This is a genomic window from Bradyrhizobium sp. UFLA05-109, from assembly GCF_054185165.1.
Genome location: NZ_JBBIAR010000003.1, coordinates 131178 through 145072 on the forward strand (window position 1 = coordinate 131178; position 13895 = coordinate 145072).

At 58.3% G+C, this 13895-nt stretch carries 9 protein-coding genes; 6 read left to right on the plus strand and 3 right to left on the minus strand.

The window, feature by feature from the left end:
- Positions 1–804: 804 nt before the first annotated feature.
- The 3 genes from galE to Q3C01_RS03125 all read right to left on the minus strand — a co-directional run bounded on the left by galE (position 805) and on the right by Q3C01_RS03125 (position 4912).
- The gene (gene galE, locus Q3C01_RS03115) at positions 805–1857 is read right to left on the minus strand and encodes a UDP-glucose 4-epimerase GalE (RefSeq protein ID WP_458143828.1); all 1053 of its coding nucleotides are present in this window, start codon (positions 1855–1857) and stop codon (positions 805–807) included.
- A 332-nt stretch (positions 1858–2189) separates the two neighbouring features.
- The gene (locus Q3C01_RS03120; RefSeq protein ID WP_458143708.1) at positions 2190–3185 is read right to left on the minus strand and encodes a UDP-glucuronic acid decarboxylase family protein; all 996 of its coding nucleotides are present in this window, start codon (positions 3183–3185) and stop codon (positions 2190–2192) included.
- A 206-nt stretch (positions 3186–3391) separates the two neighbouring features.
- Positions 3392–4912 (minus strand): polysaccharide biosynthesis/export family protein, encoded by a 1521-nt coding sequence (locus tag Q3C01_RS03125; RefSeq protein ID WP_458143710.1) that lies wholly within the window; start codon positions 4910–4912, stop codon positions 3392–3394.
- A 263-nt stretch (positions 4913–5175) separates the two neighbouring features.
- On the opposite strand from Q3C01_RS03125, the gene Q3C01_RS03130 reads away from it, so the two are divergent.
- The 6 genes from Q3C01_RS03130 to Q3C01_RS03155 all read left to right on the plus strand — a co-directional run bounded on the left by Q3C01_RS03130 (position 5176) and on the right by Q3C01_RS03155 (position 13888).
- Positions 5176–6666, plus strand: a complete 1491-nt coding sequence (locus Q3C01_RS03130) for an undecaprenyl-phosphate glucose phosphotransferase (protein ID WP_458143712.1) — start codon at positions 5176–5178, stop codon at positions 6664–6666.
- A 107-nt stretch (positions 6667–6773) separates the two neighbouring features.
- A complete protein-coding gene (locus Q3C01_RS03135; RefSeq protein WP_458143713.1) occupies positions 6774–8609 on the plus strand; it encodes a tyrosine-protein kinase domain-containing protein in 1836 nt (611 codons plus the stop codon).
- A 56-nt stretch (positions 8610–8665) separates the two neighbouring features.
- Positions 8666–10045: a glycosyltransferase family 4 protein gene (locus Q3C01_RS03140; RefSeq protein ID WP_458143715.1), complete on the plus strand. Its 1380-nt coding sequence runs from the start codon at positions 8666–8668 to the stop codon at positions 10043–10045.
- A 287-nt stretch (positions 10046–10332) separates the two neighbouring features.
- Positions 10333–11415 (plus strand): O-antigen ligase family protein, encoded by a 1083-nt coding sequence (locus Q3C01_RS03145; RefSeq protein ID WP_458143717.1) that lies wholly within the window; start codon positions 10333–10335, stop codon positions 11413–11415.
- 2 nt (positions 11416–11417) lie between these two features.
- Entirely contained in the window at positions 11418–13028 is a 1611-nt protein-coding gene (locus Q3C01_RS03150) for a lipopolysaccharide biosynthesis protein (RefSeq protein WP_458143718.1), read from the plus strand.
- Positions 13029–13042: 14 nt separating this feature from the next.
- Positions 13043–13888, plus strand: coding sequence for an FkbM family methyltransferase (locus Q3C01_RS03155; RefSeq protein ID WP_458143720.1), 846 nt, complete (start codon positions 13043–13045; stop codon positions 13886–13888).
- Positions 13889–13895 lie beyond the last annotated feature (7 nt).

Consider the following 13895-nt stretch of genomic DNA (forward strand, 5'->3'; position numbering starts at 1 on the left):
TGTAATTGAGGCCAGGACGCAGGTATTTATGCGGGTATCCAGGTCATCGGCGTCCGGTCACGTAACGGCTGGGGGGCGAATAGCACGCAATGCAGCGCCGGCCGATTTGGCGATCAGGACCACCCACCTGGGCCACAGCATCTTTTGAATGCGCGCATTTGATCGCGACCTGATCCGCAGAGGGCATGATGGCCAGCGGTCATGTGGACCGCGCAACTGGCTGAACGCATCGCTGCTCAACCAATGCTGCAGCGTGACGATTCTTCTTGCCGACGCGGAGCCGTCCACACACAGCCCGCGTGATCGTGCGCTGGCTTCTCCAACCGAGAGCTGTTGTTTTCGGGTTCGATGATGCACGCGCAAACCGTCAAAGACGCGCGAGCCGCGCGCGAGACGAACGCATGTCTGCGTCGATCGATCTTAGTGCACTGGTGCGCGGGTGCCACGCCGCCGCTTGGGTCGCTGTCGCGGATCGCCAAATTTGAGCTCGGCCACCAGACGCCAGAGCTGAACCTCGTGACCGTCCGCCAACCGCCCGGCCCGCTCGGTTGCAGACGCGTCGTCTGGGCAGTGAAGGTTGACGACTCCCCCCAACTGGCCATGTTCGTCCAAAACGAATGCACGATAGTGTGGCATCGCAAATCCCCACGCGCGATAACATCTTACTTGCAGCCCCGCTCTTCGGCGCGGAGATTTTGGGTCATTACGAGCTACCTCTGATGGGCGACATGCTTGCTGCAGCATGCTCCGAACCGCGCAGATGCGGACCCTTCATCGCTCGTTCAAGCACGGCCGGAGCGTACACTAAGCCGTGATGGCGGAAATGGCCCGGTCCGGCTCTTCGGAAGCACTACGATAGCCGTTCGGGTTCTGTAATTGCCAACGCCAATGATCGGCACACATTTGCGCCAAAGACCGCGTCGATCTCCAACCCAACACTTCTTCTGCATGCGTCGGGTCGGCATAACAGACGGCGGCATCGCCTACCCGGCGTTCGGCGAACTCATACGGCACCGGCCTGCCGCTCACCGCCTCGAATGTCCGAACGACTTCCAGGACACTGTTGCCGTTTCCCGTCCCGAGATTGACCGTGAGCAGCCCAGGCCCTTTCAGATGGCGCAAGACGCTTAGATGACCAGCGGCAAGATCGACGACATGGATGAAGTCGCGAATGCCGGTGCCATCGGGCGTGTCGTAGTCGTTGCCCCAAATCCGCAGCTTCTCGCGCTTTCCAATCGCCACTTGCGCCACAAACGGCACCAGGTTGTTCGGAACGCCCAGCGGATCTTCTCCGATCAGCCCGCTCTCGTGCGCGCCAACAGGATTGAAATAGCGCAGAATGCCGATCCGCCAATCATCGTCCGACTGGTAGACATCCTTGAGCATTTCTTCGATGAAGTACTTCGTGCGACCGTATGGATTTGCCGGTCCAAGGGGATGCTTTTCGTCGAGCGGCAGGTATGTCGGTATCCCGTAGACAGTGGCGGACGAACTAAAGACCAACGTCTTGACCTTTGCGCTCTTCATGGCCGACAAGAGCCGCATCGTTCCGAAGATGTTGTTCTCGTAATAGGTCATGGGCCGAACGTTGGACTCGCCGACAGCCTTCAGCCCCGCAAGATGGATGACAGCCGTCACATCGTAGGCCCGAAGTGTTTCGTAGATGGCCTCTTCATCCCGAATGTCGGTGTGCCGAAAGACGAGCGACCTCCCGCAGATGGATTGCACCCGATCGAGCGAGGCTGTTTTGCTGTTGGAGAGATTGTCAACGACGACGACATCGAACCCGGCGTCTAGCAACGCGATACAGATGTGGGAGCCGATGTAGCCTGCGCCTCCTGTCAACATGATCATCAGTGACACCTTCCACTTGGCTCAAACCGGTTTGGTGCGACGCCTACCGCCGGCTACGCATTCCAGAGACCGCCATCCCTCCACGTGACTCTCGCTGGCAGCCCAGTGCAACAGCCCCGAAGGACTACCCCTTCGGCGTCTCGCGGAGAGCTCTCGATGGCGCACGCGACAAACGCGATCGAGAGCAAGCAAAAGCCCGGAATACTGCTACCGCCGGCGCTGCGCCTCGCATCGACGACGGGCTTCGCGTTGTCCGCGACAGGTTTCCCGCGCGAGCAAACCAACCGTCACGGCATCTGGCGCAACGGGCTACGCAAGCGCGAGATCCTGAGCGGCTATTCGGCGGCGATGATATGTGGCTGCTCGTACGATTGGACTGCCCGATCGCCGCGGAAGAATGCAACGGTCGGCCTCAATCCGTCTTGCAGCTTTACGGTCGGTTGCCAGCCCAATTCGGCTCTGGCGAGCGTCGTATCGGGGCGGCGTTGCCTCGGATCATCGCGGGGCAAAGGTAACTTGACGAGCTTTGATGACGAGCCCGTTTCAGCGATCACCAGTTCCGCAAGCTCGCGAATGGTGAATTCTCCTTCGTTCCCCAGGTTGACCGGCCCGGTGATTGAAGGTCGACTGTCCATAAGACGCACAAGGCCATCTACCAAGTCGTCAACGTAGCAGAACGAACGTGTCTGGTTGCCGTCACCGTAAAGCGTAATCGGCTCGCCGCTGAGCGCCTGAATGATGAAATTGGAAACTACTCGACCGTCTGATCGATGCATCCTCGGCCCGTACGTGTTGAAGATGCGGGCAACCTTGATTTCGACGCCGCATTGTCTGTGATAATCGAAAAACAAAGTTTCGGCGCACCGCTTCCCTTCATCGTAACAGGACCGAGGACCAATGGGATTCACGTGACCCCAATAGTGCTCGGTTTGAGGATGAACCGCAGGATCGCCATAGACCTCACTCGTCGAGGCCTGCAGAATTCGACACTTCAGCCGCTTCGCAAGGCCCAACATATTTATCGCGCCGAGTACCGAGGTCTTTGTGGTCTGCACCGGATCGTGCTGGTATTGCACCGGCGATGCGGGACAAGCCAAGTTGTAGATTTCATCGACCTCTACGTACAAGGGAAAGGTGATATCGTGGCGTAGAAATTCGAAGCGCGCATTTGCGTGCAAATGCTCAATGTTCTGCTTGGTTCCCGTGAAGAGATTGTCCACGCAGACAACCTCGTGGCCGTCAGAGAGCAGTCGGTCGATCAAGTGGGAGCCTAAAAAGCCGGCTCCGCCCGTGACCAAAACGCGTTTGCAACTGCCATACGTACGTCGCATGTGGATCTCCTTCGAAATGAATAGGCCGGACGCTGCATTATGCTGGCAGCGTCGCCGGTCGCATCCCAGCCTGGCGCGCTTCCGTTCGAGTTGTCTTTGGCCCCTGAACGTAAAGCCGCTCGGAACTCTGCCCGCCAAGGCTGCGAGGACCGCCCTGGAGGTCTTTCTCCAATCGCCACGAATTCGCTTCGGAAAGTACGGCCTCGTCACCTCCTCCCGACGCGCAGCGAGTCGTCCCCGCCCGCATCGGCTCGGCCCATCGCTGACGCTGCCGGAATACTCGAGCTGCTTAGCTTTCGGGGAGTATCGGGACCGTCCTGGTATCGCAGGGTCACCTCGACGGCGTCACCCGGCTGCAGCTCGGTATCTTCACTCGCGACAATCCGTTCCTGCCCTTTATCGCCTTTCCTGATGATGGCGATGTCCGGCTTACTGCCAGTTCCTCGTACGAGTTGCGATCGAACCATCGACGTGTACTGGAGCTTCTCGCTCACACTCTGCAGCTTTTCGCGAAGTTGGTTCAGCTTTACACTGGTGTCTTGCAACTCACGGAGCAGGTCGAGCCTGCGCTGATCGTCGAGCTTTGCCAGCTTTCTGGTGAACTCGTCCTGCTGCTTCTTGACCTGCAGAAGTTGCGCAGAAGTCTGCAGCTTCCTGGTTGATGACAGCAGCACCGCGCGACGCGCATCCGTAACGCGAGGGCTGATCAAGGAACCCTTTCCGAACAGATCGGACGCTTTCTGCAGTTCTTCGAGGTCTGACTGAAGTCCCTCTTCATCTTTCTTCTGCTGCTCCGACAACACGCGGACCTCATCGTCTCCTTGTCGGATACCGCGCTGAAGGAACATCTTTTCCTGCTGATAGTCGCTCTGCTTCGTCTTCAAGATTTCCGTTTCGGCATGAACGATTTCCGAGATCGCCGATCGAGCTACGGGCACGTCCGTCAAGGCGACCGGACTGATCTGCGCCGTTTCTCCGAGCTCGGACTTGATGCGCCACATACGCGCCTGCTCTTTGGCGAAGTCCGTCCAAAGCGATCCATACTCGCTTCTCATGTCTGCCGACTCGAGATATGGATTGTTCATTCTGATATGCATGATGTCGTAGCCGCCCGCCAAAGCGATGAGTTGGCGCGCGGTGATGGACAGCCGATAAGCGTACTCACCCGGCTTTGACACGTCCCCGTTCGCGTATATCGGCCTGTATTCCGCTACGGTCGTCGTGACCTCATCTGCATCGATCACGATCGCGACCTCGCGGCCATCCGCAGCCCTCTGGCGAAATGTCTTGCTGGCCAGTGCGGCCCCGATTTTGGTTCGGATCTGCGGTAAAGGCAGGCCGGCTACTGGAAGCACTCCGACCAGTGGCAACGAAATATTCCCATCTATCTGGACGGGAGCGCGATATTTGAGATCTGGCACGCCCGCCACCGCGACCTCCAGTACATCTCCGACGTTTACGCGATATTCGGCCCTTACTTGAGTGACGGACATCGTCACGCCGACAGTCACCAAGCCCCACTTGATGCAACGACCCAGCTTGTTGCCAAGCACGTCGATAGGACGCCTATTGCGCAGTCTGGAGTTCGGCACGGCGGCAACTCCCTGTACGAACGTGGTCACCGGATGAAATCCTTCAGTCTGTTTGCGGAAGGCAGCATGCTCGGCATCGCTACCGTTCGAACAATGGTCCACACACCGTTCTGTAAAACCAATGCTGCGTTCCATCGCTTGCGGCCGAATCGCCCAGCACCTTCTTCGCTACGTTGGGTTGCACGGGTTACTATCGTTTCGCATCCGATCAGGCCCGTCGGGCACTTCAGGCGGATTGCAACCGGAACTTTAATCACGCCCTGTCCCGGCTCAATGGACCATCGTAGTTACCCACTTATTGGGACCATCGTGGTACCCACTTATTGCAATTCCTATCCAGCAACCCGGAATGTTACTGATCGGCACGCGCAGACGGCGTGACTGGGTGGCGGAGTGCTATGAATTATGCGTCCCTTACCAATTTGCCGGCTTCTACCAAGTATCCGGCACATTCGGTCGATGGCGGTACGTCAGTCTCAGCACGCGTCAGCAGGAACCGACTGGCTGCCTTGTTGGTACTGGCGGCAGCGACTGAATTCCTACTCGTAGCGTTTGCAGGCTATTTCGCTGCCTTCCTCTATCATTGGTTGATACTGATGGAGGCGCCTGCTCCCGACAGGTACATCGGGGAATCCCTCCTGATCTCGACGTTGCAGCTGCTCGTTTCCATCGGGCTCCGGCAATATTCCGGGATCCTGACGCAGCCCCGCCTCAAGCTCCTATTGAGCGGCGCCAGCGGCGTCTTCCTCGTCTTCTCCTTCTTTGTATCGACGATATTCCTCCTAAGAGTCTCCGAGGACTACTCCCGTACGCTTGTCATGATGCAAGCGGCAAGCGTGGGCCTCGCGGTACTCTGCGTCCGGTCAGCATGGTGTTCCCTGCTGCAGTCGGGCATTGCGTCGGGCCAGGTCGACGTTAGGCGCGTCGTTCTTATAGGAGACCCGGGTGATTGCCTGCATTTCTCGGCCCGGGCGATGCCCGCCGGAAGTCGGACCATCCGTTCCTTCGATTTTCCGAGCCTTCCCCCATACCCCTCGTCAGTCGCAGGCACTGTCCAAGTGCTGCCTGATGTTCACCAGCTGGTCGCGGATTGCCGCCTCCTCCTGGCTGATGACATCGTCATCTTGACTTCGCAGCAGGACTCCCGGTCGGTTCTCACGCTAGCGAGCGCGCTATCGGAACTGCCAGTTGACGTTCACGTGGTCCCCATAGACTCCATCAACCTGATGGCGCGGTCGCGGATTGCTCAATTCGGCAACATCTTGACGATGCGCCTCTTCCAATCCCCCCTGACTCCATTCAAACGGGCAATCAAGCGAGCGTTCGACATCGTCGGGGCAGTTGCCGCCCTCGTCTTGGCGAGCCCGCTCTTCGTGATCGTTCCGCTGATCATCAAGCTCGATTCCCGTGGCCCGGTCCTTTTTCGCCAGACCCGGCACGGCTACAACAACGAACTCATTCGCGTGCTGAAATTCCGATCGATGACCGTGATGGAGGCCGGCGACAATTTCCGTCCTGTCGTCAGGCGCGATCCACGTGTCACCCGCGTCGGACGCTTTTTGCGCCGTACCAATATCGATGAGCTTCCGCAGTTGTTGAACGTGTTGGCCGGCGACATGTCGATGGTCGGGCCCCGTCCACATCCAACCGCGCAAAACGAAGTCTTCGCCGAGCTCATTTCGTCATTCTTCCGTCGTCACAATGTCAAGCCGGGCATGACGGGCTGGGCCCAGGTCAACGGCTATCGTGGCGACACCGATACACTCGAGAAGATGCAGCACCGTCTGGAGCACGATCTGCACTATATCGACAACTGGTCACTGCTCCTCGATCTCAAAATCATAGTCATGACCTTGTTTTCCAGGAAGGTGTACTGGAATGCCTATTAGCGCCGGCTCTGAGTGCCTCCCCTTCACTCGCGGAGTTTAATGATCCTTGTGTCCAACAGGCCTCTCCCAACATCCGAGAGCCAAACTATCAGCGCTGGTAAGAGAAAATGCTGCAGACCCATCAGACGGACCCTTCGATAAATCTCGGCACGCCGCCGTCCGAATTTCGCTCATTGGCCGAGTCTCTGGCTGAAGGCGTCGCCTTCATACGGCGGCACCTCTCGATCATGTTGCTGACGTGTGCCATATCGGCTGGGGCGGCCCTGCTTTACCTCGTTACTGTCGTTCCAACGTTTACTGCCGACGCTCAGGTCGTTGTCGACTCAAAGGCAGCGCGTGGAGACGGCGCGTCCGTTTCGACCATCGTCGAAAGTCAGATCGCGATTTTAAAGTCTGAGGGCATCGCTCGTGCCGTGATAACAAAACTGGCCCTGGCAAGGGATCCAGAACTCTCCGGTTCCAATGGCATCCTTCGAAGCTTGAAGAGGTCGATATACAGGCTGCTCGGCTGGAGCAAACCGGAAACCGAGGCCAGCGCGATGCAATATGCCGTCGAGTCGTTCGAACGCAAGCTTACGGCTAAGCGCGCCGGCCTTACGTACATTGTCGACCTTACCTTCGATTCCAAGGATCCAGAGAGAGCGGCACAGATACTAAACACCGTCATAGAAACATATGTCGCGTCTCAGATGGACTCAAAGTTCAAGTCGGCTTTGGGAAGCGAGAAATGGGTCAAGGATCGGCTGGACGAATTGAGCGCCCAGGCGTCAGCAGCTCAGAAAGCGGTTGCGAATTATCGCAAGAACAGAAGCGATAGCGCGGCCTCAACGGAGCCTGGAGATGCAGGTTCCTCCACATCGCCGGGTGAGCTCCGTGTGCTGGAGGCCGCCGCCGAAACAGCGACAAGGAACCATGACAATTTTGTCCGGATGCTGCGCTACATGGAGGCGCAACAACAATCACAGCCGGTCCTTGAATCCCACGTGCTCACCGACGCATCCCCTCCCTTGAGGGCCAGTTCGCCCAACATCGCAATCGTGCTTGGAATTTCGGCCGCAGCGGGAGTGTTTCTTGGCCTCGCTTTCGGAATGCTGCGCGATCTGTCACATCGAGGCACCATCCGCACCGGCGCCGAGGTGTGGAACGAGTTTCAAATAGCATGCATTGCAGTTGTCCCAGCGATCGAATCCCTCGCTGGCAGGCTCGCTGCGTTCGCGCACCGCCCCGCCCGAACCGAGCGAGCGTTGCCCAATGCCAGATCGAGAAGCATCGCACGCACCGACAATCCAATCTGGACCGTTACGGATGCACCACAGTCCCGATTTACCGGATCGCTTCTCGAGATCAAGCTCGCCATCGACGGCATGAACCGTAGCGGCAAGCGAAACCAGGTTATTGGACTGACCTCGGCGCAGCCGGACGAGGGAAAGTCAACTGTCGCAGCCGCCCTGGCGTTGTTTATGGCGCGGAGCGGAGCCAAAGTTGTTTTACTAGACTGCAACCTGCGAAGTCGCTCGCTCTCGGCAGCGTTGGCTCCGACTGCCGAACGGGGCCTTTTGGATGTCCTTTCCGGCGCGGCGACACTACGTGAAATTGCATGGATCGAGCCAGCAACGCAGCTTGCCTTTCTGCCTATCGGCAATAGCGCTCGCCCCATTTGCGATAGTGAAATCGTAGCATCTGAGAGACTGGACGGACTATTTCGGAGTCTTCGGGAAACTTATGAATACGTCATTGTCGATCTCCCAGCGGTGACGCCGTTTGCGGACGTGCAAGCCGCGGTGAGCGCATTGGATTCGCTCATCTTTGTAGTCGAAGCGGGGCGCACCAATATCGACCTCATAAAGCGCGGGCTCGATGTCGTTCGACATGAGAATGTGGTCGGCATCGTACTCAACAAAGCAAAGCACGATGGCGTATTGGCCGCTTTCGGCAGGCGGTAGAAGAAAACGATCTAGTCCGATTGCTCGTGCAAACACGGCAAAGCAGGTGCTGTCCGATGAGCCTATGTACCAAGACGCAATATCGCGACCATCGTCCCGACGAGGGCCGATTTGCGGAGCTTGACATCGGACTCAACACGCCATCGAAAGAGGGCGTCCAGAAAGTCAGCTCCTCTTCCGTATCCAGTGAAAAGACAGTTCGTGACTGCGCCTTCAGGTCGAACCACCGACTATTGTGTGTTGTTAAGGACCGTTATCCCCCATTCCGAGTGGACGTGACCGAGCTGTTTTCACACTGGCTGGTAAGTGCGGGATACAGCATCGACTGGTTGATGCCCAGAGGTGACCGCGGTCAGTCCGAGATTGTGATTTCCCCGCCGGGCGAGCGCACTTTCGTGCTCGGGACCGGATCGTTCGGCGCTCGGCTGGTGGCTCTGGGGCTCATCGGAAGGGTCGCCGCCGCGATTCTGCGCGGCGACTACGATATTGTGCAGGCTCGGGACCGATCGACATCTTCCCTTCTGTTTCTCGTGCTGGCGAAAATGGCCGGTCGCCCATTCGTGTACTGGATGTCTTGGCCGATGCTCGAGGGGATGCTCGACCGGGCTCGCGATCCGAGCGAAGCCATTCCGACCTGGCGTCGGTTGGCGATGCGGGCCTATGTCGCGGTGGGGCGGCCGATCCTCTACCGCATCGTTCTCCAAGCCGCGGATCACATTTTCGCCCAGAGCGTGCGAATGAAAGCCGCCCTGGTTGAGCGAGGAGTTCCTGCGCAAAAGATAACGCCAGTTCCGATGGGAGTTTCGGTTGATCGTTTCAACCCGTCGAGGATAGCACCGATCGATGACCGGCGCCTGGCCGGAAGGAATGTCCTCCTCTACATGGGTTCAAGCGCGCCGGGACGCCGGATCGATGTCATCGTTCGGGCGCTCGGCGCGGTGGTGCGGAAAGGCCATGACGCCATTCTCGTGCTGCTCGGCGACACGCGACCGGCAGATCGTGACGCATTGCTCGACATTGCCAGGGAGGAAGGGGTATCCGATCGCCTGATCTTCACCGGCCATCTCGCCCTGGCACTTGCGCTCAGCTATGTCCGGCGTGCGGATGTATGTCTGTCGCCGTGCCCACCCAGCCCGCTATTGGTCGTCGGGACCCCGACCAAGTTGGTTGAGTATCTGGCAATGGGCCGGCCGGTCGTCGCGAACGATCATCCCGACCAGCGCGAAGTCCTGGAAGCGAGTGGAGCGGGATTGATTAGCGACCTTTCGCCCGAAGGCTTCGCCGAAGCAATCGCCATCCTGCTTTCGAACAAGGCCGCCGCCGAATCCATGGCTATGCGAGGGCCGCCTTGGATTGCTGATCACCGATCGTACGCAGTTCATGCCAACTTGATCAACTCCGTCTATTCGAAACTCGTTCGGGTGACACCGCAGTGACGCCGGCAACTCCGAACATAACCGTCGACGTCCGTGCGGACGGGTGGCCGACCCACGCTGGGGACGTTTCCCGCCGTCTCGCCAGTCCGCCGGCCCATCAACTTCTCATCGTCCTCCTCGCAGCCGGTCTGCTATTCGAGTTCGGCGCGTTCCGAATGCAGTTGTCCGGAAATGATCCAAGTGTCCCTACCGACACGGAGACTGCGTCCTCGATCGTCCAGATCCTGATCGGATTGATCATGGTTGGGTCTGCCGGACTGCTCCTTTGCTCACGACGAGCAGGCGAAATGCTGCGCGGCACTTGGCCCATTTTCCTGATGCCGGCCCTGGCGTTCACATCCATGCTTTGGTCTCCGGATCCCGGCTATACGCTTCGAAAGGGCGTTGCGTTCACCGGATCGGTGCTGATCGGGTTTTTGGTCGCGACAGTATTGAATACCCAGGACGCCGTGCGCCTGTTGGGCCGTGTCCTGTCTTTCATAATCTTGCTCAGCATCGTCTATGTGTTTATCTTTCCGCATTACGGGGTGCACAATGCCTCGGATTTTTTCCAATCGGTGCACGCCGGACATTGGCGCGGCGTGTTTTCCCACCGAACTGCATTGGGGCACGTCGCCGGCGTCAGCATAGGTTTGCTGATCTGCTACGGAAGCCTCATCTGGTCGTCGCGCATCCTTCGCTACGCGATAGTGGTTCTTTCACTTGCGTGTATCATCAAAGCTGGCTCCGGTGGCGGCTTCCTGACGGCCGCGATCTTTCCTTTGGCACTGCTGGGTACGCAGCGATTGACCAGGATAAGATCGGCTCGCCGCCGTCGCACGGTGCTGCTCTCGTTGCTCGCGACCGCGCTGCCCCTGATCCTCCTGGTTCCGAAAATATTTACCGCGGCGCTCGCCGTGCTCAACAAGCAAGCAGATCTAACGGGTCGGGTCCCCCTGTGGGACACGTTGGTCGTCTTGGCGCAGGAGCGTCCCTTTCTTGGATATGGCTATGCTGCCGGCTTTCGCGACGAGATCCAACCCCAAGTTTTGGCCGCGACGGGAAACGTCTATGCACACTGCCACAACGGGTATCTTGAGGTGTTGATGGCCTTCGGCAGTGTGGGGCTTGCTATCCTCCTGGCTGTCATAATTTGGCTGTTGACGACAACGGGACGGCTCGTTGTCAATCCTCCTGCTCACCTCGGTCCTTTGAGCGGGTTTCCCTTTATCGTTGTCATCTACGTTCTGGGCGCCAACTGCATCGAATCCTATCTCATCATCGAGTGCAACGCAGTCGCACTGCTTGCGCTGGCAGCCGGCCTGGCAACAAGGGCAAGGATCGAAGCGCGGGACCTTCACGCCCAGACCGCCAGCTTTCGCCGAGATTGACCATGTATAGCCAGGGTCAATTGAGCGCCGGCGAGAGCCACGAGTTGGCCTCTGGAGCAAACAATGGGATTTACGTCAAGCCTCTAATTCGACGCGCGCTCTTCATTCATGTCAATGCCAGAGCTGCGAACCTGATCCTCGCGTTCGGATTTCAGATCCTCGTCGTCAAGAGACTTCCGGTCGCGGACTACGCTACCTATGCCGTTCTCCTTGCCGCGCTGATGCTCGCACAAAACATCTTGTCATTCGGCGTCGAAAGAACGGTATATCGGTTTGTGCCCGATCTGACCTTGCGCGGGAAACGCGACGAATTGCTTGCGCTGGGACTCGGGATCGTGACGGCGCGTCTGGCCGGAATTGCGCTGTTCCTCGTCGCTGTCGAATACGGCGTCCTCGACTGGTTCACTTCTGAAAGGCTTACGACCACAACTCGTGTTGCGTTCATCGTATGGTATATCGCGACAAGCCTGTTCGCTGATGCCGATGCGCTGGCCCAGACCTGGGTCGCTCACAGCCGGCTGGCAATCGCGACGACGGTAGAAGTCGTCAGCCGCTTTGCCGCGGTGGTCGCGCTTCCGATGGCGGGCTACGCCGCTAACGCCGAGTTGATTGTTGTGATCAGCGCCGCCACTACCTTGCTGGCATTGGTGACCATTGCGGCACTTCTCCTGCCAGTTGTTACCGCGTTGTGGTGCAGCCGTGCCGCCGCGGATACGTCAATGCCGGTCGACGTTAGGCAGGCGCCGCGTTTCGCCGCAACGATCTATCTGGCGCACTTTGCGTGGGTGGTGTCGAACCCGTCCGTGGTGCGGCTCGTAGCGGCCACCGGTCTCGACTTGGTCGCCCTGGCCGGCTTTTCATTTGCACAAAGTCTCTTGGGATCATTGCAGCGCGGCCTTCCAGGGACGTTGGTGCTTCCGGGTCTGGAGCCGATGGTGATGGCCAACGTGGCCCGAGGAGCACCACGCGAGAAACTCTTCGCGCCACTGTCGCTTGTTTATAAGCTCGATCTCATTTGTAGTTGCGCCCTCGTGATTGCCACTTCGGTCGCCGGCGGAGCGATCGTTCGGATCCTTGCGAAGCCGGCATATGCCGAGTATTTTTTCGTGTTGCCGGTATTTGCGGCGATGATGGCTATCAACACGGCGTACAGAATTTTCGAAATCGTAGGTAATTTGCATTTCAAGCAGAGGGTGTTCCTGCTCCTGTCTCCCTTGGGCCTGGCCTCGGCCGGCGCAATTTATCTCACTATCGGAAGATACGGCATCTGGAGCGTACTCGCGTTTCCTTTGATCGAGAGCTTCGCTCGCTTTTGCATTTTCCTGCTCGTTTATCGAAAGGACGCGGTGGGTAGCGCTATCGATCTCGTCCGAATAGTCGAATTCGCCTTGATCAGCCTTCTCGCTATTCTGGCCGGGCTCGGCCTCAAAGAATGGATCGGAGCTGGCTCAGATCACGCGGCGCTGCTTATCGCCGGGGGATGCGTCGCTGCGATGATCGGCGGCATTCTCCTCCTGCGTCCGATGCGGCGGGACGAGGGCGAGGTGGCATTGAGCATGATACCTGACACGTGGTTGCGGATCCGCAATCTGATCGTGTGGCTAACGCGTTGATCGGGGAGGACGAGATGGCAGAGACGAAGCACTCCGATTTGGTCTACGATGTCGGAATGAACCGCGGCGAGGATACCGAGTTTTACTTGAAGATGGGATATCGCGTCGTTGGTTTCGAGGCTGATCCACAGCTCGTGGATTACTGCCGAAAACGTTTTCCGGCGGCACTCTCGGACGGTCAATTGAATATTGTTGCGGGTGTGATCTGCGCTGACCAGCCAGCGTCCGGAAGCGTCGCTTTTTATCGTAGCACGAACGACCAGTGGGGCACCGTCTGCCAGGATTGGGACGAACGAAACCAGCAGCTTGGCAGCACCTCTTCGGTGATACATCTTCAGGCGATCGACTTTGCCGAGTGCCTCGCTCAATTCGGTATCCCTCATTACATGAAGGTCGACATAGAGGGCGCGGACCTCATTTGTGCCAAGGCGCTACTGCAGTTCACGGGACGTCCAGACTATCTCTCGATCGAGTCCACAAAGACCGATTTTTCGGCCCTGCTCGGAGAATTTGGAGTCTTGTCCCAGCTCGGCTACTCGCGCTTTGCAGTCGTGCAACAACAGACCATAGACGGCAAGTCGTATAAGGGACAATCGCTGGGCGGCGCGTCGGTACGACACGTGTTTCCACGAGGAGCATCGGGCCCGTTCGGTACTGAGATCGAGGAGCCGTATCTGTCGCAGGCGGACGCGATCAGTGAATATGAGCGTGTCTTTCGGATGTATCGAATGTTCGGCGATGACTCAGCCCTGCGGCGGAACGCCCTCGGCCGGCACCTGTACAACGCCTCGTGGCGCCTGCAGAAACATCTCCGTTTGGCAATACCTGGCTGGTACGACACTCATGCGGCGCTGCATTGAAAGTGAG

Bases quoted from the DNA above. Each gene is read 5' to 3' on its own strand.
- Q3C01_RS03145 (WP_458143717.1), top strand. From the start codon at position 10,333: ATGCTGCGCGGCACTTGGCCCATTTTCCTGATGCCGGCCCTGGCGTTC.
- Q3C01_RS03120 (WP_458143708.1), bottom strand. From the start codon at position 3,185: ATGCGACGTACGTATGGCAGTTGCAAACGCGTTTTGGTCACGGGCGGA.
- Q3C01_RS03155 (WP_458143720.1), top strand. From the start codon at position 13,043: ATGGCAGAGACGAAGCACTCCGATTTGGTCTACGATGTCGGAATGAAC.
- Q3C01_RS03150 (WP_458143718.1), top strand. From the start codon at position 11,418: ATGTATAGCCAGGGTCAATTGAGCGCCGGCGAGAGCCACGAGTTGGCC.
- Q3C01_RS03130 (WP_458143712.1), top strand. From the start codon at position 5,176: ATGAATTATGCGTCCCTTACCAATTTGCCGGCTTCTACCAAGTATCCG.
- Q3C01_RS03135 (WP_458143713.1), top strand. From the start codon at position 6,774: ATGCTGCAGACCCATCAGACGGACCCTTCGATAAATCTCGGCACGCCG.
- Q3C01_RS03125 (WP_458143710.1), bottom strand. From the start codon at position 4,912: ATGGAACGCAGCATTGGTTTTACAGAACGGTGTGTGGACCATTGTTCG.
- Q3C01_RS03140 (WP_458143715.1), top strand. From the start codon at position 8,666: ATGAGCCTATGTACCAAGACGCAATATCGCGACCATCGTCCCGACGAG.